Source organism: Pseudomonas sp. WAC2, from assembly GCF_030403525.1.
In the GTDB taxonomy this organism is placed as follows: domain Bacteria; phylum Pseudomonadota; class Gammaproteobacteria; order Pseudomonadales; family Pseudomonadaceae; genus Chryseomonas; species Chryseomonas luteola.
In genome coordinates this window covers 314,178-339,116 of the sequence record NZ_JAUEPD010000006.1, presented here as the reverse complement: position 1 = coordinate 339,116, position 24,939 = coordinate 314,178, and the positions used below count along the sequence as shown (strand labels likewise).

Here is a 24,939-nt window from a genome sequence, read left to right as displayed (position 1 = left end):
TAGCGCCGTAGGGCCCCAGCCATTCCAGTCGCTTGATGTAGGTATCGCGGCGGAAATCGCCCTGCGCATCGAAATCGGTTACCGGAAAGGACAGCAATCCGGATGAAAGGGTGTGCTTGAGTTCTTGTGGAGTCATTTTTGTTGCACCTTGCTTGATGGCGTACGTGGCTAAAGAATAACCGTTACTTGTTGTACGACATCGTATGACTATGGAAAGCAAAGTGCAACCTAGACGAGAGTCTATGTCTGAGTGAAAAGGCGCAATCTAGAGCAAGTGGCTGAAACAAAAGAATAATTTCTTACAATTAGACGTTCAGCAGGCGCTATGACTCGGCTGCATGGAGAACCTAGCTGCTTTTAAGCAATTGGTAGAGCTGGCCTCCTCCCAGCCCTGTCTACAGGCAACATGGCGATTTACGCTTCCAACCGATTAACTATTGCCCAGTACCTTGCCGCACGGCTGTAATTACCCTTCCCGTTAAAGCAACTCCTCCATCAGGGCATTGCCGCGCCGTATTGCCTGTGGTGGCATGCCGAAGCCACGTATAAAGGCCTCTCGCATATGGCGGCGATCACGAAAGCCGGTTTCCTTGGCAATCACATCCAATGAATGACGACTTTGCTCGATCATGAGTCGAGCCGCTTCCAGGCGAAGACTCTCGATAGCCTTGGCAGGTGATTGGCCAGTTTCCGCAGTAAAGACACGGCTGAACTGACGCGGGCTGAGGTAAACGGATTCGGCCAGCCCTTCCACGCTCAAAGGGCGGCTCAGGTGTTGTCGGGCATAGTTCAGGGCGTTCTGGATACGATCAGACTTAGGTGCAAGGTTTAGCATTTCGGAATGCTGACTCTGACCACCGGCACGTCGTTGGTGCATGACCAGCTTGTGTGCTACCGACCGGGCAACCTCATTACCCAAATCCTTTTCCACGATTGCAAGTGTCAGATCAAGCCCTGCCGTCATCCCGGCTGACGTCCACATCGGACCGTCCGTGATATAGATACGGTCTTCCTCGACACGGATATCAGGATAACGCCGCTGCAACTCCCGTGCATATGCCCAGTGGGTGGTCGCACGTCGTCCCGCCAGTAATCCAGCTTCCGCCAGTACAAAGCCACCGGTACAAATTGCGGTCATCCGGCGCGCCTGGGTACTGGCGTCCTGAATAAAACCAAGCACAGCGTCAGGTGATGGTGCAGCCAGTGGATTGTTTACCCCCGCCACGATCCAGGTATCCGCCTGGCTATGGGGTCCGAGCGCATGGGAACCCACCGTCAGGCCAAGCGAGGAGCGGACCTCGCCACCCTCCAGCGAGAAGTTCTCGACTTCGTAGAACGGCTCGCCTGCCACCACGTTGGCATATTCGAAAACCGTTTGCGTCGCCAGTGAAAGGATCTGGAACCCGTTTGACAGTATGTAGCCTACCCGGTGCATGATCGTCTCCCTGACGATGTCCTGAAAACGCACCATAAACGTCATTTAGGTCGCGGTCAATTCACTGCATGATGCCTCCACACCCACCCAAACGGAGCAGCATCATGAACACTCTTCATCAAGGCACTGCACTCATCACTGGCGCCTCTTCCGGTATCGGCGCGGTATACGCCGAGCAATTGGCCCGTCGCGGTTATGACCTGATTCTGGTTGCCCGCAACCGTGAGCGACTCAACACTCAGGCCGAGCGCATTGCCACGCTGACCGGACGAGCTATGGAGGTCCTGCCTGCCGATCTCAACGATAAATCATCTTTAGCAGCCGTTGAGGCAAAGCTCAAGGAAGACGCCAGCATCACCCTTTTGGTGAACAACGCGGGAATCGGTACTCACACCCCATTGCTCGGAAGCGATGTCGAGCAGATGGTGCGAATGATTGACCTGAACGTGACGGCACTCACTCGCCTTACCTACGCTGCCGTTCCGGGATTCGTCCACCGCGGCAAGGGCGCCATTATCAATATCTCCTCCATCGTCAGCCTTGCACCAGAGATCCTCAATGGCGTCTACGGCGGTAGCAAGGCGTACGTGACGGCGTTCTCTCAGTCTCTGAACCATGAGCTGGCCGACAAAGGCATCCGCGTACAGGCCGTACTGCCCGGCGCTACGGCCACTGAATTCTGGGATATCGGCGGTCTGCCGCTGGAAAACCTCGACAAAGGCATCGTCATGTCACCGGAAGACCTGGTGAAAGCAGCGCTGGCCGGCTTTGACCAGGGCGAGCTGATCACCATTCCCTCGTTGCACGCCCTCGAACGCTGGGAAGCCCTTGAAGCGGCCCGCCAGGCCTTGGCCACGCAGCTCTCCAGCAATACGCCTGCCTCCCGCTACGCCTCGTACTGATCACTTCTACATTCAACCAGGAGACTTCACCATGAACACAAGCGGAAACACTATCTTCATCACTGGCGGTACGTCTGGTATTGGTCGTGCACTGGGCGAAGCCTTTCATCAACGTGGGAACAAGGTCATCGTTGCGGGCAGACGCCAAGCACTGCTCGATGAAGTCGCCAGGGCTAATCCCGGTATCGACACCATCGCGCTGGATATCAACGATCCCGAGCAGATCAAAGCCGTTGCTCAAACAGTCATCGAACGCCACCCTACCCTTAACATCATCATCAACAATGCCGGCGTCATGCCGTTCGATAATGCGGCCTCCGGCGCACTGGACGATGAACAGGCGTGCAGCTGCTCACGACCAACCTCCTGGGTCCGGTCAGGGTCAGTGCTGCATTTGTAGAACATCTAAAGCGGCAGCCCGAAGCGTACATCATCAACAACAGTTCGATTCTGGCCTATGTACCGCTGGCAGTTACCGCACTGTACTCCGCCACCAAGGCGGCGATTCACTCTTATAGCCTGTCGCAGCGCTTCATGCTTCGGGATACGTCAGTAAAGGTGCTGGAAATCGCACCGCCATGGGTCGATACCGATCTCATTCACAAGAGTGGTGATCCACGCGCCATGCCGCTGGATGAATTCATTACAGAGATCCTGGAGAAGCTGCAAAGCGCTGAAACGGAAGTCATTGTCGATCGTGTTGCGGCCTTCCGCGCCAATCCCGGCCCTAGTGAACATGCCTTGGTAGAGCAATTCAACCAAGCCCTGATCGCCAATCCCATTCCTGTCGGCTGACCATGCTAATCAGGCCACTCGTCACGGGTGGCCTGAATGATTCACTGGAGACGCTCATGAAAGGTCTTATCGTCTCACCCACCTTACTTGCGCTGCGGTCCTTGAGTTTTGCGTATTTCGTCCAGGCGGTAGGTGCTCTGTCCGTGGTTGGCTGTCTGCAGCAAATTTCCCAGGAATGGGCGCTGACCGATACCCAAAGCGCTTACCTGATCTCCCTGTTTGGCATCACCTTTGCTCTGGCTGCGCCCCTGCTGCAGGTCGTTCAGGGACATCTACCCAGACGGCGGCAGGTTCTGCTTGGCCTGGGCCTGTTCAGCAGCGCTTCGCTTCTATTCGCACTGGCGCCAAATTACGGCGTGCTGGTGCTGGCTCGCGTTCTTATGGGATTGGGCGCAGGCTTTATCGGTCCGGTATTGGGTACACTGGGCTCAGCTCTGGTTGACCAGGCCCAGCAAGGCCGCGCCATTGCCATTGTATTGTTGGGATTGAGCGTGGCGGGGATGGCAGGCATTCCCTTGGCCGCCTGGATTGCTCAGCATTGGGGCGTACGCTCGCTTTATCTGATGCTGAGCGTCGCGGGCTTCATGACTGCCCTTCTGATTGCCCGATTCGTTCCCGACCATGTGCAAGGTGAGCGCATTGCGGTTTCAACGGTTGTATCCCTGCTCACACGCCTTGGTACGCTCAGTACCTTTCTGGTGGTGTTTTTCATCACTTCAGGCGTGTTTTCTACCTATGCGTTTCTGTCCCCCATCATCCGCGATGTGTATCACGGTGGGCCAGAAGACGTGTCTGTTGCCCTGGCCGTGCTGGGCATAGCGGGCGTAGCAGCCAACCTGTTCGTGACACGGGCTGCCGGACGTTACAGTGCAGAGCATATGCTTCTGTCCGGAATCAGCCTCCTGGCCTTAACACTTCTACTCTTGGGATACGGTCCCGCTCGCCTGGGCTGGCTGCTGCCTGTGCTGGTTTTGTGGGCGTTCGCTACGGATGTGGTATGGCCGTCACAGCAACGGCGGGTAGTCGAGCGTATGCCGGAACGACGCGGTATCGCCCTGGCGTTGACAGCATCCTTTATGTTCTGCGGCATCGGATTTGGATCGGCAGTGGCAGGCTGGGTCTATCCTGCCTATGGCTATACAGGCGTGCTAAGCACCTCATTACTGTTCTTTGTTATGGCAACTGTCTGCCTTGCGGTGTCATACAATCGGACCAGGGCCGCTATTCCAGTAGCGTAAATCCTTATGAAAGGTTGAACACAACATCCAACCCTGCAAGACCTACCGTAGGAGAGCCGTATGGATACGATGATACTCAAACCGACTTCAGAAGCGGATGTGCCCTTTCTTCTCGATTTGAGGGGACGCGCGCTCGTACCTTAGAAGTCGCAGCCGGTATGCAGCGCTCCCAAGAGGAGCACAAGGCGCGGGTACGGGCGCACCTTGAAAGCGGTCAACTGGTATTGCTCGAGAACACACCCATAGGGCTCATCAAGGTAGTGAAATCGGACCGTGCGTGGACTGCTTCAGCTCCAAATCATCCCGGAGCAACAGGGCAACGGTATTGCCACTACCCTGGTGACAAATCTGTTGCATGAAGCGCGGTGTGCATCTATACCGGTGGCCTTGACCGTACTCTAGAACAACCCAGCCAAGCGGCTTTACGAACGGCTCGGCTTTTCCGTAACCGGGGAGCGGGAGTTTGTATACGAGATGCAGGCGGGATAGTACGGCACCGTAAAAGACGGTCAAAAATGAAAAGCCGCCCCGGAGGGCGGCCTTCGCGGTTACACCTTGAACTGATCCATTAGGGTCTGTTGATGGTTGGCCAGAGCATTCAGCGATTGGCTGACCCGAGCGGACTCTTCCGCCTGCTCTGAAAGCGACTCTGTTACCTCACGGATACCGCTGACGTTACGGTTAACTTCTTCTGCCACGGCGCTCTGCTCTTCAGCGGCGCTGGCAATCTGGAGGTTCATTTCGGTAATGACCGAGACGGCGTCACCGATCTGACGCAGGGCCGACACGGCTTTACCTACATGCTCGACGTTACCCTGAGCCTGCCGGTGACCATCGTGCATGGAATCCACTACGCTCCGCGTACCCTTCTGCAACCCTTCGATCACCTGACGAATCTCCTCGACCGACTCCTGGGTCCGCTTGGCAAGGCCACGCACCTCATCGGCCACGACCGCAAAGCCTCGGCCCGCATCACCAGCCCGTGCCGCTTCGATAGCAGCGTTCAGCGCCAACAGATTGGTCTGCTCGGCAACACCCCGGATGACCTCCAAAACGCTGCCAATCTGCTCGCTGCTTTCCGCCAGACCTTCGACCTGACTCATGGACGCGCTCATATCAGCTGCCAGCTTTTCGATGCTGCGCGTGGTCTCGGTAATGATGTCCAGACCTTCATGGGTCGCATGGTCAGCGCCACGCGCAGCCTCTGCGGCCTGCGCAGCATTGCGCGCGACATCGTGGGCCGTGGCGCTCATCTCGTGAGATGCCGTTGCAACCTGCTCCACCTCGTGGAACTGGTGCTGCATGCCCTCACTTGTACGAGTCGCAATGGCCGCAGACTGGTCCGCCGTTGTACGCGCATCCTGAACCGAGCGCTTTACGTCCGCAATAATGGGTTGGAGCTTGTCGAGGAACCGGTTGAACCAGCCCGCCAACTGTCCCAATTCGTCCTGCTTGGCATATCCCAGGCGGCGGGTCAGGTCACCCTCACCACTGGCGATGTCCTTGAGCATGGCGGCAACGGCCAGAATCGGCCGGGTTACGCTGCGGGCAGCGAACCACATCAATACCAGACCGCTCAGCACCGCAATCAGGCCCACCACAACCGAGAACACACTGTCGGAAACGCGCCGTTCGTCCAGCTCATCGGATAGTTGAATGGCACGGGACAGAACCAGCTTCTTGGGCGCCTCAAGCAGGATGCCCCACGGCTTGGCTTCCGGGATGGGCCTGATCGGCTCGATGACACGTACCAGATCATCATGGGACAACATGGCAGACTCTCCTGTCGCCAAAGCCTGCTTCAGCTCACCTGCCTGGCTGGCATAGATCTTGTCCAGGGACTCTCCCAACCGCTTGGCATCCAGGCTGTGACCCGCCAGGAGACCAGCTGGGCTGATGATGCTGACCTCGCCCTCCCCCTTGTACAGCTTGTCGCTGGCTTTTTCGGCAATCTGCTGAAGTGTGTTCAGGCTGATATCAATGCCGATAACACCGGTCACCTTGCCGTTTTGCTCGATAGGCAGGGCGATGCTGGTCATCAGGACCTGCTGCTCATTCACCTCATCGAAATAAGGGTCCAGCAGACAGGCCTTACGCGTATCACGAGGACAAGTGTACCAGGCGTTATAGGCTGCACCACTCGGCCCGGGAGTCGTCTTGGTAAGCTCCTCCTCGGTCATCGATTCGAAATCGAATGTTCCCGGCTCCCCTTGAGACCAGTACAAGGCAAAACGGCCACTTGCGTTGCTGCTTTCCTCTTCCGCATTGATGAACTGTCTGTCCTGTCCGTCTAGTGCGTTGGGTTCGAAGGCAATGTACAGCCCCAACAGGTCAGGGCGTGCCTTGAGTGCGTTACCCACTACCTCAACCAGCTCCTGACGCAATTCACGGGCACTGATAGCCCCTCTTGCCTGCTGCTCACTCAGCAGCTTGACCTGGCCTGACAGGCCCAGTCCGTAGTGATAGGCACTCATGAAGTCTCGCTGGATGCGCAGCGCCTGGGCTTCGCCTGAGGTTTGCAAGCGAAGCTCCGCGGACTGCTCAAGCATGCTGGAACTGGTCTGCTTGACCACCTCACCGCTACGCTTGGCCTGGTAAAGAGACGCACCGACCAGCAGTGTCACAATAGCCAGCAGGCATAAGCCTGCCAGCGCAGTGATCTTCAGCTGGATTGAAAGACGGTTGAACATAGTAAAGGCCTGATTAAATTGATGCCTTTGCTATCGGCCTACTCCCGCTGCGCTTGATTAGATTATTCCTATGAAGGATTTAAACATTCCTATTGCAGGGTTACGGTTTAACCTTGATGGCCCGAAGCCTTCGGCCATCCACCGGCCAATACCTTGTACACCTGCACCAGATCCGTCGAGACGCGGGTAGCACTGTCCACCAGGGCGCTTTGAGTCTGGATCAGCTCACGCTGGACATTCAGCACGTTGATGAAATCAATGGCGCCTTCCTTGTAGCGCGCCTGGGCTGTTTCCAGCGCGATACGGTTTTGACTGACCGCTTGTGCAAGCGCCGCATGGTGACGTTGCTCAGCACTGTAGGACGTCAGTGCATCGTCTACTTCATGCCAGGCAGCCAATACGGTGCGTCGGTAATTCAAAGCCGCTTCCTGCTGCTGACGTTCGCGCAGCTCCAGCGTGCCGGTCAGGCGTCCACCTTGGAAAATAGGCAGGTAAAGGCTGGGACCGATCGAGAACTGGCGGGCGCTCCATAAACCGAGATTAGAGCCTTCCAGTGCCTGGAAGCCAAAATTGCCGCCCAGGCTGATGCGTGGATAGAAATCCGCCTGGGCCACGCCTACGGCTGCTGTAGCCTGATGCAGAGCTGCTTCGGCCTTCTGGATATCCGGACGACGACGGGCAAGCTCCGACGGCAACCCCACCGGTACGGCTGACGGCGGCTCTGGCAAGTCTCGCGGCTGCCCCAACTCCTGGCCGAGCGCATGGGGCTCCTGGCCAAGCAGATAACTCAAGGCATTGATGAGACGGGCCTCCTCTGCCTCTAGCAACGGAATACGGGCTTCGATCGTGGCCACCTGGGCAGCCGAGTTGGCAGTATCCAGGTTGGTTGTTACACCATTCTCAAAACGGGTTTTGGTAAGTGCCTGACTTTGCCTGGCAATATCCAGGTTCTGCCGGGTAACCGCCAACGTTGCCTGAACACCCCGCAGACGCAGGTAGTCCGCTGCGGTTTCTGTCGCAATGCTCAAGGCGACGCCATTCCGTTCAGCCTCGCTCAAGGCAACGCCTGCGTTGGCAGCCTCCAGGGTACGCCTGACATGGCCCCAAAGGTCTACCTCCCAGCTCGCCTTAAGACCGTACTGCCAAAGGTTGAAGTCGGACTTTCCATTATTGCCCGAGGCATCCATAAGGCCTTGCTCGCTGTTGCGTGCACGTTGGTAGCCTCCTGTGGCCGAGACGTCTGGCAGTACATCGGCACCGGCAACCTGCAGCAGCGAACGACTCTGCTCGAAGCGGCTGCTGGCAAGGGCCAGGTCCAGGTTGGTGGAGGCGGCCCGCTCAACGAGTGAGGTCAGGAGTGGATCGTTGAACTGTGTCCACCACGCCTTTTCAATGGGATGGCTAACCGTCACGCTACCAACGGCCTGTGATGGGCCTTGCCAAGCCTTGGGCAGGACCGCCTCAGGTTTATGAAAATCAGGTCCCACGCTGCATCCGGAAAGCACGGCCAACGTGATAGCCAATAGGGAGCGGCGCATCAGTGAACCTCTCCCTGCGTATCGACAGTCGCCACCACCGACAACCCTACACGCAGATTGGCAACGGCTGGCTGATCAGGCTCGAACACGATCTTGACCGGGACCCGCTGGGCGACCTTGGTAAAGTTGCCGGTGGCGTTATCGGGTGCAATCGCTGAAAACGCAAGCCCCGTAGCGGGTGCGAGACTGTCGATATGGCCATGCAGGACCTGATCAGGGAAAACATCAACCCGCACATCGACCGGCTGATTGGCCTGCATCCTCCCCAGCTGCGTCTCACGGAAATTCGCAACCACATAGGCTTCACTGACCGGTACCACGGCAAGCAACGGTTTGCCCGGAGCCACGTAGGCACCTACCCGAACCGAGCGTTGGGCAATCACGCCATCGCGAGGCGCTACGATATGAGTATATGACACATTCAGGTCGGCTTGTTCGCGTGCTGCTTCGGCCTTTGCTTGAGACGCGGCCGCTACATCACGCTGTGCCTTGAGTACTGCCAGATGCTTCTGGGCAGCGACACGGGCAGCACTGTCCCGGTCCCTGGCGGCCTGCCATTGCAGGAGTTCGGCCTCAGCCTTCTGCTGCTCCTCGACGGTACCGGCCCCTGCCCTGGACAGGTTGCGATAGCGCTTGGCATTGGCCTGGGCGAATGAAAGGGACGCATCAGTGGCACGTACCGTCGCCGCTGCCTGATCGATGATGGCAGCCTGACGATCGATTTCAGCAGTCAGGTTAGCCACCTCGGCCGCAGCAGCCTTCACAGCCGCCTGAGCCGAAGCCTGCGCCGCCACGAAATCCCGGTCGTCGATACGGGCCAACAATTGGCCTGCCTTGACTGGCTGGTTATCCGAGACAAGCACCTCGGACACCAAACCTGCGATCTTGGGCGCGACCAGTACTGAATCAGCGGTGATAAAAGCATCGTCTGTGCTTTGCGTTCCATCATTCTGGGCGACATGGACACAGGCATACAGGGCGCCAAGCACAACGGCGACGCCGACAAGAGAAAACGCGGTTTTATGACTCATGGCATTACCGGAGGTTGAGGTGGATAAGCCCGCTTGGGCAGGGTCAGCAGGACCAGCAGCATGAATGCCGCGACGCCGATCAGCGCCAGATAGGCGTCGCTGAACGACAGGACGAACGCCTGCTCGCGAACGCGGTGGCTCAAGGCCGACATCGAGTCGTTGGTCAGCAGAGGTGATAGCTGGGCCTGCGCCGACCCGAGCCGGTCAAGCAGGACATTGGAATGAAAGTGCTCACGCACCGTGATGAAATGCTCCAGCAGCGCCGCACCGATTACAGAGAAAAGACCCCGTACGGTATTGACGGTGGCAGAGGCAAAAGGACCTTCAATAGGCTGTACCACACCCGTGGCGCACATGAGCAGCGGAACCACAATCATCGGCTGCGCCAGGGTCTGCAGGATTTGCAGGATATAGAAATCGTCCCGAATCCAGTCGCTTGTCAGCTGTGAGCCACCCAGGCAGGCCAGCGTCATCAGGCCAAGGCCACAGGCAATGACCCAACGGGAGTCCACCCAGTTGCGATTGATGACAGTGGCTACCAACGGCGCCATAAGAAGCTGTGGCAAGGCGATCATCAGAGCAATCGGCATGGTTTGCAGGGGACGGTAGTCATGCACGTGGGCTAGATAAGCGGACGGAATCGCCACACCCGACATGCCCAAGATCAGAAAACTGGCCAACGTAATAATGCCGAACGAGAAATTGCGTCGACTGAGCAATTGCAGCTTTACCAGCGGAAGCGGGTGAAACCACTCGTTGATCAGAAACAGAGGAAACAGGATGGCAGCGCCGATGAACAACGTGCGGATCAGTGGCGAAGCCAGCCAGTCCAGCCGCTCCCCCTGCATCAGGGCAATCACAAACATAGCCACACTTCCACACCCAAGCAGTGCACCCAGCCAGTCGGCTTGTTTGAAGCGCTCAAGGCGCAGCGGGTCCTGCGGCAAGCCATAAGCGATACAGGCGGCGGCGATCAGGCAGGAAGGCACCACCTGCCAGAACACCAGATGCCAGTCCAGATAATCCGTCCAGACGGCAGCCAGCGGTACAGCAAGGTTTGGGCCGAACGTCGCGGTCAGGGCATAGGCTGAAAGACCATACAACTTGATATGCCAGGGCAGGAAGCGTAGCGCCGCCGTCATCAGGAGCGGCGGCAATGCCCCTCCGGCCAATCCCTGGAGGACGCGTAGAAACAGCAGCGATGGCAGATCCGGTGCAAACGGACACAGCAATCCCAGGAAGGCAAACGCCAGTGTAACCCCGATAGCAAATCGGCGCAGCGAGAACGTGACCGCCAGCCACGGTGAAATGAGCATCGCCGACACCTCGGCGGCTCCGTACAATGCGCTGATCCAGGTGCCTTCGTCATGACCGATTCCAAATACGCCCCGTATATCTGCAAGGGCGATTTCCGTTACGCGGTCATTGAGACCTGAAGTCAACGCTGCAATCAGGACGCCGATAAGTCCAATAGCCAAACGCCAGCCAAAGGGTGCTGGAGCTGGCGCCGGTGGCGCAGTAGGAGACATAGAATTTCCAGAAACGAAAGGGCTCGAAACTGAGCCTATGGTGCAGAAGCAATATGCGGTACAGTGTACCGAACAGTGATACATAGGACAATATCCATGACGACCTCTGAGCCGGAACGTGGTGCCATTCAGGTCATTTCACGGGCCGCGGCCATCCTTCGGTGCCTTGAAAATGAACCCGCAGGGCTAAGCCTTGGCGCTATCGCCAAACGCATCGACCTGCCCCGCTCCACCGTGCAGCGGCTGGTGGATGCACTGGCATTGGAGCAGCTGCTCGAGGTTCATGGCGCTGGCGGCGTGCGGTTAGGACCAGCCCTGATCCGGTTGGCGTCCCGGAGCCATGGCGATATCACCCAGCGGGTGCGCCCCTTTCTGGAAGAGTTGTCCAAGCACACCGGCGAGACGGCTGTACTGGTGCATGCCAATCGCGCTGAATTGATGGTGCTGCACTCGGTTATATCCAGTCAGGAACTACGAGTAGCACCCACCCCCGGTAACTTTCTGGCCATTCACGCTACTTCGGGTGGAAAAATGCTGCTGTCGGGCATGACGGACAGCGTAGTAACCCAGCTGCTTGGGCCCGAGCTAAAAGTGCTTACCCACAAGACACTTTCCACCCTGCCCGCCTTGCTCGATGAATTGCAGCAGATTCGGGAGGATGGCTTTTCCTATGATCGCGAAGAGCACATGCTGGGTGTCCATGCCATGGCTATCGGCATTGAAACGCCTCAGGGCAGGTATGCCATTTCCCTGGTTGGCCCTGCCTGGCGGATGGAGGCAAATGACGAGGGCCTGCGCCGCGCGTTAACAGATTGCCGTAACGCACTAGCCGACGCGCTGCGTAGCCCTCAGGTCGATCATCCGCCGGCTGGATGAGTCAGGCGAGTTCTGTACCTTCTGCAACCAATGGATCGACTCCAGCATTTTTGTCGGCCAACTGAAGCACCTCGCTGATTGCCTGACTGACAATGCTCGGGTGGTCTTCAGGATTGAAATGTCGCCCGCCGGGAATGGATACCAGAGAGGCGTTCAGCTCAGCTGCCAACTGCTGGCCCGAAGCGAACGTAATGGAGTCCGAATCTCCCCAGACGATCCGCTTGGGCCCACGGATGATGGACAGTTTCCCCGCCAGTGCCTGGGTGTCTTTCGAGTCCAGACAACTGATCTGATGCGCAAAGGCCTTGGGGCCGATGGTTCGCGAGTACGGCTGCCAATGCAGGCTGATCGACTCCTGGCGGCGAGCCTCATTATCGTGTCCCAGGTTGTACACACCGCTTAAAAAGAGTGGCTTGAACAGACTGGGTGGAAGCTGTTCGATGACCGACGCCTTGAGTTTGGCCAGGCGCACCGTAGGAACGGGCCAGTTGTCATACGCGACGCTATCGACTAGCACCAATCCGCTACTAAGCTCAGGATGCCTGACCAGGAGTTCCTGAAGTACGCCCCCGCCCAGATCATGTCCGACGAAGACGGCTTGGGTGATATTCATGTGCTGCAGCCAGTCGTACAGGTAGTCCGCTTGTTTGGGGAGCGAAATGTCGCGCTCAAGGCCCTCTTCCATCGACCAGCCAAAGCCCACCAGCTCCCAGGCAAGGCAACGCACACCCGGCTTACAGACCTGTGGAATCACATAACGCCACAGACGTGGATGAGTAGGAATACCATGTACCATGATGACGGGTACTGCACCTGGGTCGGAATCACCGTGCTCCTCCCACCGCATAGTGATGCCATTGACGAGGGCTGTACGAATAAGCTCGGGCGCTGCCTGCTCATTCGCATCGATTGACGCCTCATTGGCACTCGGCTTGAGCAACGCGCTACCCAGCCCCAACGCCGCTGCAGCCGACACCATACTGCGCAGTCCTCCACGGGGCATGGCCAGTGCACAGGCTGCCGCCACGCTACTCAAGATCAAGCGTTTCTTGTCGAAATTGAAAGATGACTTGTTCATGTGACCTCCAAACCTGTTCAAGGTGTGGGCCACAATATGAGACCGGAGGTTCCGGTCAGAACCAGAGAGACGACAAAGGGCGTGTACTGGCAAGGCAGACAACACCCTCTGAATAATCGGAGCCTAACGCTGAAAGGCGCCGTGTAGGACCTTACTGGTTAGGCGCGTGGCCATATTTCTTGATGAACTGCTTTTCCATTTCCTGGCAGGACTGCTGAATCGAGAGACGCTCCCCTGAGCCAGCGGCGGCAGCATCAGCGCGCTGATGACAGGCTTCGATCGTACTCCGTTCGTTGGCTTCAACCTGAGGCGAAGGTCCGCGGGTAAAGAGATAGATCATGCCGCCAAACAGTGCGAAGGCAAAGGCAATGGCACCGACGGTCATCCAGAGGCAACCGGCCTTACTGGGCGGCGGCTCGGGCTCATCGGTATTGAGATGGGTATGGGGGCTTTTATCTTCTTTCACAACGGGACCTCTAGCCGTGGGAACGCGAATCTAGCATGTCTTTAACGCTTCGATAACTGAAAGGATGTGCAGGTTCTCCTTATCCTGTCCTGGTCAGCCCATAAACCAGCGGCTGATGACTGTACGCTTGGGCCTGGAGGCGTTTGCGATGACGAAACCACACCCTGCAGAACGCAACGGCCAGTAGCACCTCTGCCAAATCGCCACCGTAGTACATCCATTGAGCGGCAGATTCGATCTCGGTACGCGCATAACCAAGCCCACGGGGATAACCAAACCCGTACATGATCTTGGCCAGCCCTGCATGGGCGGCCATTGCGATGAACAGCACAACCAGCCGCAGGCGCAGCGTAGGCCGATGAGGCGCGGAATCAGGTCCGGCAATGGCCCAGGTAAACAGATACCCCGACAGGATAAAGTGCAGATGCAGCCAGGTATGAACCCATGGGCTGCTCTGGCTTAGCGCAAAAAATGAGGTCAGATACAGAACATACATACCGCCTATATCCAGAAGCGCCGCCGTAATCGGATGAGTCAGCACACGCATGAAGCGCGTCGCCAACAGGCGAACCAGTACCCGTGCCGTATCAATGGGTATAGTACGCAGTACCAGCGTACCCGGTGCGCCAAATACCAGGCCCAGCGGCGCAAACATGCCCAGCAGAAGGTGCTGGAGCATATGTCCGCGAAGGTCCTGATGAGCAAAGCTCGATACCGGTGGCATGAAGGCGACTACGATCAGGACGATGCCAACCGCAAAGCTGAGCGTACGCCAGCCGGACCATGTCCGCCCTTGTCGCTGCAAGCAGATTACACCGAAGCAGTAGAACAACCAGACGATGATAGCCAGCAGGATCGGGAATACCGCTACGTGGCCCGGCCCCAGGAAATAGGCATGCATTATCAGCAAGGCTCCTAGGGGTTATGGTCTGACGTAGGTGCGTCGGGCTCTTCTCAGGAATAAAAGGCCAATCAGCAGCAATACGATACCTGCGAGGTTCCAGAGCAGGTCATACAGCATTAGATTGTCGACGTATCGGACCTGATGCAAGCGCAGGACTTTGTGATCGATCAGGCCATCGAACAGTTGAAATGCCCCCATCCCCATGAAGAAGCCGGCCCAGGCCTGAGATTTGGCAAAGGCTTTACGCTCCCGCAGTTCGGCCACCATGAAAAACCCGACAATAATCAGAATGAGTTCGGCCGAATGCAGGATGCCATCGGAAAGCAAGGCGAAAGCGCCCGTGCCACGATCCACAAAATGATGCCAGGCCAAGACCTGGTGAAAAATGATTTCATCGATGGCGGCCATGAAGCCGATCCCAATAAGCAACGCAGCTGTCAGGGATCGGCGCGCCAGAAGCGTGGCTGATGTTCCGGTAGCCATGAGCATTCCTTCTTGTCTCGGTCACTCACTCGTCTTATCCAGTGGTCTGGACAAGCCTCTGTGAAGTAAGACGCAAGACAAGCGGGATCGTTCGAGGAAAGCCACTGGTTCAGCGCAGGCAGCAATTACCTGTCAGGCGATTTATTACTCTACTCGTATGGCGGAATGCACATCCTTGCTTTCAATCCATCCTTCCACCGGCTGCTGATCACCCGTAGAGATCTGGATCTTTTTCCAGCGCTTGTATTCACGCGTATCCACTACCCGTACGGATGTGCCAGCTGCCAGACGAGTCTGCACATTCCCCCGCCGAGCCGCTGCTGTGTCATACACAACAGGCCATTTACGCACCAACACGTTGTCTGTCTGCACATGCCAGGTTTGCTCAGGCCCGGCTTCACGAAACGAGACTTCAGCCGCGTGCACTGTGATCGAGGAGAAAGAGGCACCCAAAAAAGCCAGGCTTAACATGAGGGTTTGCGTGGCCTTCAGCCTGTGATTCGGGTGTTTCCTTGGGGTTACCATTAAGTCGCTCCATGCAATGATGGCGCTATGACAGTGTTCTATGCAGCAGGTTCGATGCAATTAATCATTATTTGAATGAATTAAGAAAGGCGGTACGGATCATAGCCGTAAGAACGCTGGCATCGAGCCTGGCCCTGATCCTGCCAAGCTGCCATGATGAGTCAAAACAACAAGGACGCAGCGGTTACCGTGCTACAGATACTGTCCATCACGACCCCTATCTTCATCCTGATTGGTCTTGGCTTTTTTGCCTCCAAGAGCGGCATTCTAGTGCGGGAGCAGATCCGTGGCTTGGGTAGCTTCGTCATCACATTCGCGATGCCGGCCCTGATCATCCGGGCGTTATCCGAAAGCCCGATCGATCAGGTGTTCAATAAATCCTATCTGATCGCCTACGCGGTAGGATCGCTTTTGGTATTCACCGGCGGCTTTTGCTTTACCCGCTACAAGCTCAAACAGACCCTGGATGTCAGCGCCATTACAGGCATGGGCATGTCTGTGTCCAACAGTGGCTTCATTGGCTATCCGATTGCCGTATTGGTACTGGGACAACCGGCTGCGGTAGCGTTGGCCCTCAACATGCTGGTGGAAAACATGCTGATGATTCCATTGGCGCTGGCGCTGGCTGAAGCCAGTCGCTCCAGCGAAGGCGGTGTGTTGAAAGTGCTCTTGGACATCGTCAAGCGACTGGGCAAGAACCCGATGATCATTGCGATTCTTGTCGGGCTCCTGCTGTCGGCGCTACAGATCAAACTGCCTATCGCGATCTATACGGTGATCGACATGCTGGCCCACGCCTCGGCGCCCACTGCGCTCTTTGTAATTGGCGCCACGCTGTATGGCCTGAAGGCAAAAGGCATGCTGGTCGACGTCGGCCGGATTGCGGGCAGCAAACTCATTCTGCATCCGCTGGCCGTCTTTCTGATGACCCTGATGCTGCCCTCCATTGATCCAACGCTCAAGCTCGCAGCCGTTTTGTTCGCCAGCGCGCCGATGATGAGTATTTATCCGATCATAGGACAACGCTATGGACTGGAAGGCCGTTGCGCGGCTGCGCTTATGGTTGCCACTACCGCTTCATTCTTAACGATCAGCGCCCTGCTTATGTTTATCAGCCCTGTACCGTGACGCGGGGCCGCAGCGGAAAATAAAACGCCTTGGGGATATCCAGGAGCCAATGCAGGTCTCATGTGTAGACTCGATCATTGGAGGACGAGATGAATATCAAAGCACTATCGGCCGTTGTAGCCATCAGCGCATCCCTTGCAAGCGGTGCCCTCTTCGCCCAGCAAGCCGCTGGCGATCACCAGCCTTCCAACAGCAAGTACCAGTCCGAAGTAATGAAAAAGGCACCTAATCAGTCAGAAGATGCCACCGTCAAGGACCCGAACAGCAACAACGAATATAAGGTAGGCAGCGAAGCGCCTGATAAATATCAGCGTGATACCTACCGAATCAAGGATTGGAAAGCCCACGGCCTGAGCGCTCCCGAAGAGAACCAGCACTGGGTCAAGATCGGTAACGATTATGTGCTCCTGAAAGACACCGAAGGCGCGATCATCAAGATCGTCAAAGGGCAGGACTCGAAGAAGTAACAGCGGGCTGATCAAGCCTGTCAGTACTACGCATAAGGGCCGGAACAGTCACCGGCCCTTATTGTTTGCACTCTTCATACGTTTGGCCTTTATCGACTTACTCCTTAGCCTGCGCCTTTGTCTATCAGCTAAATCAGGCGAGCACCTACCAGAATGTCCGCCACGGCCTGAAAGGTCGCTTCCGGCACCCCTTCTCCGGCTGTCCGCTGGGCAATGCGCTCAGCCAGTCCTCCGTTGACCGCATAAGGGAGCCGCAACTGTTGTGCGTCCTGAATCATTTGTTGGGATTGCTCGGGTTCTGCACGGCAGACGATGACCGGCACCGGTGTCTCGCCCCTGACATATCTCAACCCTACGACCCACTGCCCAGGCGCACCAATAATGAGCGAGGCATGCTGCAGGCCACGCTTGGCTGAAAGGCTCTGCATGTCGCGGCGTAACCGCTGGCGCTCACGCTTGACCATCGGGTTGCCGTCAGTGTCTTTGAGTTCGCGCTTCTGTTCGCTCTTGGTCATGCGCATTTCCCGGGCAAAGAGCCAGCGCTGCATCAGCACATCGAAACCGCCTACGATCAAAAAAGCGATGATAGCCGTGATGACCAACGGTTTTAGAAGCCCCAGGAACGTGGCATACAGGCAGGAGGTACCGCAGTAGGAAGACTCCATTAGCCGCTGCAGCCCCAGCCGGTAGACGATGATGAACGCCACCGCCATTGCGCAGAGCTTGATAAGCGCCTTCAGAAATTCGATAACGCTGCGCATGGAAAAAATACGCTTGAAGCCGGCAACCGGATCGATCCGTTCATACGTTGGCTTCACCGGCTCGGCCGAAAAGACCATACCGCGCATGACTACAATATTCGTCAGAATCACTGTGACTACCGTGACAGCAAACAGCGGTAACGTAGCGGCCATCAGGACATCAAGCCCCAGCATTTGCAGCCTTGGCCAGACCTGGGTGAATGGCTCGACGTAGATTCGGCCTGCCTCAAGCAACAGCGCCTCCACACGCGCCTCGATATCGGGCGCTATCACGACCACGCACAGGGTGCAGGCCAGGATAACCATACCGGTTACCAGATCCTGGCTTTTGGGTAGCTGCCCTTTCTTACGTGCATCACGCAGTTTCTTGGCTGAGGCCGGGAGGGATTTTTCCTCAGTCTGCTGACTCATGACACCACTACCTGAAAGCGCCTGTTCATTGCCCTAGCCCTCAGAGACGGCCTGTTCCAACCAGTCGAACACCTCATACAGGCTACCCAGCTCCGATAACATGAGCGGCACAAGGAAGGATGCGTAAAGCATCATCAAGAACGAAAACAGCAGATTCTTTACCGGGAGAGACAGATCGAATACATGCAGCTGGGGGGCCATACGGGAGAGATAGGCCAGCATCATGTCAGCCACTAGCAGCGCCACGACAATGGGTGCGATCAGCAACACCCCGATCTGCATCACACGGTCCAGTATCCGCACGATCTCCAGCGCCGTGTTTTCTACCACGATCGGGCTAAAGGTCAGGGTCGGCCAGAGGCCATAGCTGCGGTAATACCCATCCACCATGAGCGTAAAGCCCCCAGACATGAAAAACAGTGTGATCAGGGTAACCGTCAGGAGCGTGGAGGAAATGCTCGTCTCACCGGCGCCCAGTGGATCTACCAATTGGGCCATGGTAGACCCGCGCTGAAGATCGACCAGCTCACCTGCAACCTCTGCAGCCCAGAACGGAATACCGAAGGCAAGACCAATCACCAAGCCAATCGCCATTTCCTTGATCAGCAGCCCTGCAATGGCAAAACCAGTCGGTGCGTCTGCCAGCGAAAGCCCGGCATAGATGACTGGCGCCACCGGAATGGCCAGCACGACGGCTACCGCCGAACGGATCATGCCGGTCAGTCCCAGGCGATTGAATGCCGGACTGATAATGACCATGCCCAACGCCCGTGCTACTGCCAGGCCAAAGGCCGCGAGGAAGGGGTAGACATAGTCCAGAAGCGCCTGGGCAACGGCAAAATTCACGTCAGTGCCTTACCGTGTCCAGGCTGCGAAATTATCGAGCATCCGTTCGGCCAACTGCCCCACTTGCCCGGCCAGAAGCGGGCCGACCAGGATCAGCACAAGCAGCACAGCCACCAGCTTGACGGCCTGCGGCAGCGTTTGATCCTGAATCTGTGTAAGAGCCTGCATGAGCCCTACCCCAAAGCCGATCACGATGGCGACGATCAGAGCCGGCGCCGACAGGAGCAACACGGTAAGCAGTGACTCCTTCATCAAGGAAAGAAACAGATCCTGTCCCACCTCAGCCTCCGTAACTCATGATCAATCCGTGCATCAGGCGTGACCATCCTTCAACCGCCACGAACAGGAAAATTTTCAGGGGAATGGAAATCAACGTAGGCGACACCATCATCATGCCCATGGCCATGAGGGCATTGGAGACGATCAGGTCAATCACCAGAAACGGGATATATAAAAGAAAGCCGATCTCAAATGCGCGGGTCAGCTCCGAACTGACAAAGGCGGGAATGAGTACAACCAGATCATCGTCCCGTAAGTCTGCCCGCGCTTCCTCCGACCAGATGCTCTCTGTCGCCTGCATGAAGAATGCGCGCTCATTATCATTGGCGAACCTCGAAAGATGGTTCTGCAATGGCTGGCGAAGCGCTCCAGCGGCTGCTTTGACACCGTCCACGCTCTCCAAACTGATCGGTTGATGCTCCAGCTGCCGGTACATCTCACCTACCAGCGGAGTGGTCACATACACGGTCAGAATCAAAGCAATACCGTACAAGACGAGGTTCGGCGGCGTTTGCTGAATGCCCAAGGCGTTGCGGATCAGAAACAAGACGACAGAGATCTTGAGAAATCCCGTCATCGTGACGACTGCAAGTGGAACCAGCCCGATCGTCGCAACAACAATGATGATCTCAATCAGGTTGGGCTGAAATTCATCCATGCGTTGATAGGCTCGTGATCCGTACGCCTAGCCCTTCGCCAATCCTGACCAGGGTACCGCGGCCGAGTCGGCGGCCGTTCACAGTGATTTCAACGGCCTCATCAGTCGAGTCCGGAAACGCAAGGATGCTTCCTTCCGACAGCGCCTTTACCTCACCTAGCGGCAACTCCAGCCGCCCCGCCTCACATACCAATGTAACAGGCACCTCCCCTAATGGATCATCCTCGGCGGTTGTTTTATGCATGGACGTATCACTCATGTCCCATTCCTTACTGACAGACGTTAAAACCAATGCGGTTTGCAGCTGGTATCCCGAGGCCACTCCTGCCAGAGGCGCCCTGAGCCGGTTTTCAACCGATATCCAGGCGCCCTGGTTCGAGCGCAGCATCACTACATCACCAGGCTGTAAACCTTGCAGTTCACTCAGGCGCACCTGCTGGCTGCCGATGCAGAGCGTTACGGGGAGCCGCAGCTGAGAAAGAGGCAAATCACTGGCAGGAAATGTTTGATCGAGGCATGGCAAGAGCGGACCAAGGGTTATGGCTGAAAGATCCAGCATCACGGGATAGGTCTTGTCCCGCAGCGTTACCTGAAACAAGAGCCGTATGGGATGAGGAATGTCCACGGGACCGGCTGCGAACCGAATGGAGAATCCGGTGGATTGCTCAATGGGCTGAATAGAGGTCAGGAGCGCCTGCTCGATCAGCAAGGCCCGGAAGCGCGCCGGAGCGCCGATGCCCTCCAGTAGCGCTCCGCCAAGTGCCTGAGCCAGCGATGATGGCAGCTGCAGACAGGCTGGCTGCTCATCGAACATGAGCGGAAACGATAAGGCGGACTGGATGGGCTGGGAGTTCCATGCAAGCCGAACGCTGACGGGATGACCTGTAATCTTTCCCTGCCAGTCTTCACGCGAGCGATACACACGATTGGCAAGCCTGACGTCTTCGAGTGTGACAAGGGGAAACACCAGAGGGGCAACCTCTTCACTCGTGCAAAACTCATCACCAGCTGATGTATCGGTCATCCACATCACGGGGCCTTCCTGGCTTGCGGGCGATCTTCCGTCTCGATATCAGCCTGCATCTCTTCTGCAAGACGCACGTTTTTATGCTCATTGGCCAGTAAAAGGCTGACGGCCTGCCTCGCTTTCCAGCACTGGTTACGCGTCTGCAGGGCTTCGCTACGCCTGAGCAGCGCCATGGCATGCTGCTCGTCCAGTCGGCGGAGTTCGTCCTCCAGATCCATCCGACGTCCGGTCAATGCCTTGAGCGCCTCGTCCACCTGCTGTACTTCACGATGCCCAAAGGCTCCATGAGCCAGAGTGGCCATCAGCTGCGCCTCCTGCTGATGCTGGTCGACGCAATGGGCGTGATGCTGTTTCCGGGCATTTGCAGCTGCCTTCTGCGCCTCGCTGGAGCGCTGTGTAGCAGCTGCCAGTGCTGCCATGGCACGTTCTTCACGCCGTGTGCGCAACGCAATCAACACATTCAGACGGCTTCTGGAATGGGTCATGATGCAAGGCTCGCCAAGCGCCGCACGGTTTCGGCGAACGCCGCGCGTTCCTCGGTAGGCTGCCGTAAAAAGGCTTCGATCGCGCCCTGTTGCGTAATGGCTTGATCTGTCATGGCGTCGCTGCCAGTCGTGTATTCACCCACCTTGAGCAGTAACTCGATGTCGGCATAGCGCGCCATCAGTTCACGTACCTGGCCCGCCCATCGGCGGTGCGCCTCGGACGCAACCGTGTCCATCAAACGGCTACGACTACGCAACACGTCGATGGCTGGGAAATGATTGCGTTGAGCCAACTCTGCACTCAGCACGATGTGTCCATCCAGAATGGACTTGGTTTCTTCGGCGACGGGATCAAGGGTGCCGTCCCCTTCAGTCAGGACGGTATACAACGCGGTGATCGTTCCGTGCGGCCCGGGGCCTGCCCGTTCGAGCAGCCGTGGCAATGCGGCAAAGAAGGATGGCGGGTACCCTCGTCGAGTAGGCGGCTCCCCTGCCGCCAGGCCGATCTCCCGCTGCGCACGGGCATACCGGGTAATGCTGTCCATGAGCAGCAATACATTCTTGCCCTGGTCACGGTAATACTCGGCAACGCTGGTCGCCACGTAGGCGGCCTTGACGCGCTCGATGGCAGGCCGATCCGAGGTAGCCACCACCGCTACGGTACGCGCCCGTGCCCGCCTGCCCAATTGAACATCCAGCAGTTCGCGCACTTCGCGGCCACGCTCGCCAATCAATCCCAGAACAATGATGTCCGCCTCGGTACCTTTGACAATACTGGCCAGCAGAGAAGACTTGCCGATACCGGGTTCACCAAAAATCCCGACGCGCTGACCCCGGGCAACCGTCATGAGTCCATCAATGGCACGAATACCTAATTGCAAGGGCTCCTTAATCAGGCTTCGCTCAAACGGCGCTGGCGGCTCGGCCTGAAGCGGATAGCGGCGCGTATCATGCCTATCAGCTGTTCTTTCGACACGATCCAGCCGCTCGCCGGTCGGACTGATAACCGCACCGAGCAAATGATCACCTACGGTGATTGTCATCGCCTGACCGGTGGAGATGACTTCTGTCCGGGTCGACATACCCTCCAACTCACCCACCGGTGTCAGCAGCGCCTCGTCATGCTCGAAGCCGATGACTTCAGCGGGAATCGTGCGTCCCGTGAGCGGGTCGCGTAGGTAGCAAAGTTCGCCAACCCGAGCCTGGGTCAACATGGCGTGCACCATGATCCCGCGAATACACTTCACACGTCCGCGTACCGGACGCGACTCTGCCCGATCCAGGCGCGCTTTCAAGCTGGGGATGATCGTCTGGAGATCTAACACTTCCAACACCGACTCCTGCATTACACCGCCTCAGACTCGCCAGGGCTGACCAAGGCGATACGAAGCGCCTCCAGTTGCATGTCCAGGCTGGCATCCACCACAGCGACAGGACTGGCGATAACGCATTGAGTCGCTGTGAGCTGGGCATCGGGCTCGACGCGAAACGAGGCTGATGGTCCAGCCCCCTCCAGCAGCATTGCTTCCACGTGGGCCACATGCTCTGGCGCTACCCTCACAGTTATCGAGTGCTGACCGCGAAAGGTCGTCAGGGCTTCGCGAGCGAGACGGGCCACCAGCTCGCCGGGCTCAAACTGGCCCAGAACGCGGCGGACCACATCCAGAGCGAGGTCGGTCAAAGCCTCCGGCAGACTGGCCAAATACTGGTCCATCTGGCGGGTGGTATTCACCAGGATCTTGTTTGCCGCCTCGATGCCGGCGCGCTGGCCTTCAGCGTAGCCTTGAGTGCGGGCGGCATCGACTTGCGCCTGTGTACTGGCCAGCAGGGCATCCGCTTCCTGTCGGGCCTGCTCGAGAAACGTGTAGCCATCCATCCATTGGGCGGCCTCAGCTTGCCGAAGAATGGTTTGGGTAGGTTGACGGGGCAGTTCGCTCAAGAAGCCTTCCTCACTGTTGCATAGGCCTGAACGTGCGGCGCTATACGCCTGACGATGGCGGGCCCGCGTTGCAGCAGGTCCGTCGAAAGCGCGCGGCTGTAGACAGGCTCATCCGTCGCCTTCAGTCGCAGCCAGGCGGCGAGCGAGGTAGGTTGAGCGGCCAGCCAGGCGGCAATACAGGCCTCTCCATCCAGCTGAACGGCCCGCTCCAGTTCATCGAGATCGGTCAGAACGGTGGAGGTGCTGGTCAGGTCGGCATTGGTTACGGCCAGGGCAAATAAGTTCTCACCAAAGCGCGCTTTCAGCGCACGCAAGGCCGACGCTCTGATCTCCTGGGTGAAGGAGCGTCCATGAAGGACCACTCCACACGGCACCGCCAGTGCAGCAAAGTGTTCCGGGGCTAGTAACGCAATGGCCAAGTCCTCTTCAACGGGCGGCTCTACCTCATTTAATGGCGGCAGCGCGAAGTGATCCTGGAACAAACGCTCAAGTCGAGACTGAAACCGTTGTTCGGCCTGGATGGCAGCCACGATGGAATACTCGCCCCACTCACTGAAGCACTCAGCAACGTGCTTGCCGTGTACGAAGCGCAAAGGGTTGGTCTTGAAGAGGCTCCACCCGTTTTCACCACGAAACAACGGCAGTTCTGCAGACTGTGTCAGGCTCATTTCAATGGCACCAATTCGTAGGGTTGAGTACGCCGGGACTGCCACACTACGTAAACCAGTGAAGTGGCCAGCGCCAGCACGAGGAAAAGCAGCCCGCCCATGATCCAGGCGGCCTTGCCGACGTTCGACTGAAGCATCCAGACCCCCATGAACGAAGCCAGGGGTTCGCCCTCTTGGGAGCCTTCGACCCGCTTGACCGCCTCGACCGGTACGACTGAAACGTTCTGATAAGTCAGGCCCGAAATGCCATTAGCGACCAGAGTCTTGATCTGTGGAATCAGCGGATTGATATCGAGCCCCGGTTCATACCGGATAAAAACCGATGCGGAAGATGGCGTGACATTGCGTTTAAGCAGGTCATTATCGGGCAATACCACATGCACCCGGGCCGACAGCACTCCATCGACCTGCGATACGGTATGCGAGAGCTCTTCGCTCAGGGCATAGATCATCTGAGCACGCTCCTGAACAGGCGAAGACACCAGCCCATTGCTCTTGAATACATCGCCCAGGTTGGCAAAGGATTGCCCTGGCAAGCCGGCTTCGTCGAGGATATGCATGGCCTCGGCAAAGCGTGCCTCGTCTACCTTGACGGTAAGACGGCCGTCCTTCTGAACGACGCGTTCAGCAGAAATGCCGCGCCGCAACAACTCCGCCACCATGCTGTTCGCATCGCGTTCTGAGAGGTTGGTATACAGGTCCGTTTTACATCCCTGCAGCAACGCCACCAGCGTGAGCAGTACTACCGCTTTTGCAAACCATCCGTTCCAACCGGTCATC

General features: G+C 57.4%; 26 protein-coding genes and 2 pseudogenes. 7 read left to right on the top strand and 21 right to left on the bottom strand.

The features are described from left to right. Both QWJ10_RS15500 and QWJ10_RS15495 read right to left on the bottom strand, forming a co-directional pair. Positions 1–136, bottom strand: a pseudogene (locus tag QWJ10_RS15500) (5-dehydro-4-deoxyglucarate dehydratase); the annotation flags it as partial. 342 nt (positions 137–478) lie between these two features. After that, entirely contained in the window at positions 479–1,435 is a 957-nt protein-coding gene (locus tag QWJ10_RS15495) for a GlxA family transcriptional regulator (protein WP_289927809.1), read from the bottom strand. A gap of 104 nt (positions 1,436–1,539) precedes the next feature. Between QWJ10_RS15495 and QWJ10_RS15490 the strand changes: the two genes are divergently transcribed. The 4 genes and pseudogenes from QWJ10_RS15490 (at position 1,540) to QWJ10_RS15470 (ending at position 4,729) form a co-directional block, all read left to right on the top strand. Next, positions 1,540–2,337: an SDR family oxidoreductase gene (locus QWJ10_RS15490; RefSeq protein WP_289927807.1), complete on the top strand. Its 798-nt coding sequence runs from the start codon at positions 1,540–1,542 to the stop codon at positions 2,335–2,337. A gap of 31 nt (positions 2,338–2,368) precedes the next feature. Further along, positions 2,369–3,132 (top strand): annotated as a pseudogene (locus tag QWJ10_RS23180) (SDR family NAD(P)-dependent oxidoreductase). 56 nt (positions 3,133–3,188) lie between these two features. Beyond that, a complete protein-coding gene (locus QWJ10_RS15475; protein ID WP_289927801.1) occupies positions 3,189–4,370 on the top strand; it encodes an MFS transporter in 1,182 nt (393 codons plus the stop codon). Between the two features lie 158 nt (positions 4,371–4,528). Continuing rightward, complete coding sequence (locus tag QWJ10_RS15470) at positions 4,529–4,729, top strand: hypothetical protein (protein WP_289927799.1); 201 nt, start codon at positions 4,529–4,531, stop codon at positions 4,727–4,729. A 189-nt stretch (positions 4,730–4,918) separates the two neighbouring features. Here QWJ10_RS15470 and QWJ10_RS15465 read toward each other — a convergent pair whose 3' ends face one another. The 4 genes from QWJ10_RS15465 to QWJ10_RS15450 all read right to left on the bottom strand — a co-directional run bounded on the left by QWJ10_RS15465 (position 4,919) and on the right by QWJ10_RS15450 (position 11,158). Further along, positions 4,919–7,060, bottom strand: a complete 2,142-nt coding sequence (locus QWJ10_RS15465) for a methyl-accepting chemotaxis protein (RefSeq protein ID WP_289927796.1) — start codon at positions 7,058–7,060, stop codon at positions 4,919–4,921. A gap of 107 nt (positions 7,061–7,167) precedes the next feature. Beyond that, positions 7,168–8,598 carry an efflux transporter outer membrane subunit gene (locus tag QWJ10_RS15460; protein ID WP_289927793.1) on the bottom strand — a complete coding sequence of 477 codons (1,431 nt, stop codon included), beginning with the start codon at positions 8,596–8,598 and terminating at the stop codon, positions 7,168–7,170. After that, on the bottom strand, positions 8,598–9,629 hold the full coding sequence (locus QWJ10_RS15455; protein ID WP_289927791.1) for an HlyD family secretion protein: 1,032 nt from the start codon (positions 9,627–9,629) through the stop codon (positions 8,598–8,600). Before QWJ10_RS15455 ends, QWJ10_RS15460 begins: the two co-directional genes overlap by 1 nt. Continuing rightward, positions 9,626–11,158 (bottom strand): MFS transporter, encoded by a 1,533-nt coding sequence (locus QWJ10_RS15450; RefSeq protein WP_289927768.1) that lies wholly within the window; start codon positions 11,156–11,158, stop codon positions 9,626–9,628. Before QWJ10_RS15450 ends, QWJ10_RS15455 begins: the two co-directional genes overlap by 4 nt. A gap of 96 nt (positions 11,159–11,254) precedes the next feature. Here QWJ10_RS15450 and QWJ10_RS15445 point away from each other — a divergent pair, with 96 nt between their 5' ends. Continuing rightward, a complete protein-coding gene (locus QWJ10_RS15445) occupies positions 11,255–12,034 on the top strand; it encodes an IclR family transcriptional regulator (RefSeq protein ID WP_122042642.1) in 780 nt (259 codons plus the stop codon). Between the two features lies 1 nt (position 12,035). Here the strand turns inward: QWJ10_RS15445 and QWJ10_RS15440 are convergent, their stop codons facing one another. The 5 genes from QWJ10_RS15440 to QWJ10_RS15420 all read right to left on the bottom strand — a co-directional run bounded on the left by QWJ10_RS15440 (position 12,036) and on the right by QWJ10_RS15420 (position 15,436). Then, positions 12,036–13,112 carry an alpha/beta hydrolase gene (locus QWJ10_RS15440; RefSeq protein ID WP_286788609.1) on the bottom strand — a complete coding sequence of 359 codons (1,077 nt, stop codon included), beginning with the start codon at positions 13,110–13,112 and terminating at the stop codon, positions 12,036–12,038. A gap of 151 nt (positions 13,113–13,263) precedes the next feature. Then, a complete protein-coding gene (locus tag QWJ10_RS15435; RefSeq protein WP_122042644.1) occupies positions 13,264–13,578 on the bottom strand; it encodes a hypothetical protein in 315 nt (104 codons plus the stop codon). A 79-nt stretch (positions 13,579–13,657) separates the two neighbouring features. Further along, on the bottom strand, positions 13,658–14,479 hold the full coding sequence (locus QWJ10_RS15430; protein WP_289927764.1) for a cytochrome c oxidase assembly protein: 822 nt from the start codon (positions 14,477–14,479) through the stop codon (positions 13,658–13,660). 21 nt (positions 14,480–14,500) lie between these two features. After that, positions 14,501–14,965, bottom strand: coding sequence for a DUF2243 domain-containing protein (locus QWJ10_RS15425; RefSeq protein WP_289927762.1), 465 nt, complete (start codon positions 14,963–14,965; stop codon positions 14,501–14,503). Positions 14,966–15,109: 144 nt separating this feature from the next. Further along, entirely contained in the window at positions 15,110–15,436 is a 327-nt protein-coding gene (locus QWJ10_RS15420) for a hypothetical protein (protein WP_289927760.1), read from the bottom strand. Between the two features lie 243 nt (positions 15,437–15,679). On the opposite strand from QWJ10_RS15420, the gene QWJ10_RS15415 reads away from it, so the two are divergent. Together QWJ10_RS15415 and QWJ10_RS15410 are read left to right on the top strand one after the other, a co-directional pair. Beyond that, positions 15,680–16,618 carry an AEC family transporter gene (locus QWJ10_RS15415; RefSeq protein ID WP_289927826.1) on the top strand — a complete coding sequence of 313 codons (939 nt, stop codon included), beginning with the start codon at positions 15,680–15,682 and terminating at the stop codon, positions 16,616–16,618. A gap of 89 nt (positions 16,619–16,707) precedes the next feature. Beyond that, entirely contained in the window at positions 16,708–17,085 is a 378-nt protein-coding gene (locus QWJ10_RS15410) for an RcnB family protein (protein WP_010798182.1), read from the top strand. Positions 17,086–17,213: 128 nt separating this feature from the next. Here QWJ10_RS15410 and QWJ10_RS15405 read toward each other — a convergent pair whose 3' ends face one another. From QWJ10_RS15405 to sctJ, 10 genes are read right to left on the bottom strand one after another with little or no spacing between them, the layout of a single operon-like run. Beyond that, entirely contained in the window at positions 17,214–18,257 is a 1,044-nt protein-coding gene (locus QWJ10_RS15405) for an EscU/YscU/HrcU family type III secretion system export apparatus switch protein (protein WP_289927757.1), read from the bottom strand. 33 nt (positions 18,258–18,290) lie between these two features. Continuing rightward, positions 18,291–19,103 (bottom strand): type III secretion system export apparatus subunit SctT, encoded by an 813-nt coding sequence (gene sctT / locus QWJ10_RS15400; RefSeq protein WP_125889065.1) that lies wholly within the window; start codon positions 19,101–19,103, stop codon positions 18,291–18,293. 9 nt (positions 19,104–19,112) lie between these two features. Further along, positions 19,113–19,382 carry a flagellar biosynthetic protein FliQ gene (locus QWJ10_RS15395; protein WP_010798179.1) on the bottom strand — a complete coding sequence of 90 codons (270 nt, stop codon included), beginning with the start codon at positions 19,380–19,382 and terminating at the stop codon, positions 19,113–19,115. 1 nt (position 19,383) lies between these two features. Continuing rightward, the gene (gene sctR, locus QWJ10_RS15390) at positions 19,384–20,040 is read right to left on the bottom strand and encodes a type III secretion system export apparatus subunit SctR (RefSeq protein WP_010798178.1); all 657 of its coding nucleotides are present in this window, start codon (positions 20,038–20,040) and stop codon (positions 19,384–19,386) included. Further along, positions 20,033–21,070, bottom strand: coding sequence for a type III secretion system cytoplasmic ring protein SctQ (sctQ, locus tag QWJ10_RS15385; protein WP_289927825.1), 1,038 nt, complete (start codon positions 21,068–21,070; stop codon positions 20,033–20,035). Before sctQ ends, sctR begins: the two co-directional genes overlap by 8 nt. Next, complete coding sequence (locus tag QWJ10_RS15380) at positions 21,070–21,552, bottom strand: hypothetical protein (RefSeq protein ID WP_289927751.1); 483 nt, start codon at positions 21,550–21,552, stop codon at positions 21,070–21,072. The genes sctQ and QWJ10_RS15380 overlap by 1 nt, the downstream gene beginning before the upstream one ends. Beyond that, positions 21,549–22,898 carry a FliI/YscN family ATPase gene (locus QWJ10_RS15375; RefSeq protein WP_289927749.1) on the bottom strand — a complete coding sequence of 450 codons (1,350 nt, stop codon included), beginning with the start codon at positions 22,896–22,898 and terminating at the stop codon, positions 21,549–21,551. The genes QWJ10_RS15380 and QWJ10_RS15375 overlap by 4 nt, the downstream gene beginning before the upstream one ends. Further along, complete coding sequence (gene sctL, locus QWJ10_RS15370) at positions 22,898–23,491, bottom strand: type III secretion system stator protein SctL (RefSeq protein ID WP_289927747.1); 594 nt, start codon at positions 23,489–23,491, stop codon at positions 22,898–22,900. Before sctL ends, QWJ10_RS15375 begins: the two co-directional genes overlap by 1 nt. Further along, positions 23,488–24,159, bottom strand: coding sequence for a hypothetical protein (locus tag QWJ10_RS15365; protein ID WP_289927746.1), 672 nt, complete (start codon positions 24,157–24,159; stop codon positions 23,488–23,490). The genes sctL and QWJ10_RS15365 overlap by 4 nt, the downstream gene beginning before the upstream one ends. Then, positions 24,156–24,938, bottom strand: coding sequence for a type III secretion system inner membrane ring lipoprotein SctJ (gene sctJ / locus QWJ10_RS15360; protein WP_289927745.1), 783 nt, complete (start codon positions 24,936–24,938; stop codon positions 24,156–24,158). Before sctJ ends, QWJ10_RS15365 begins: the two co-directional genes overlap by 4 nt. Between the last annotated feature and the right edge of the window lies 1 nt (position 24,939).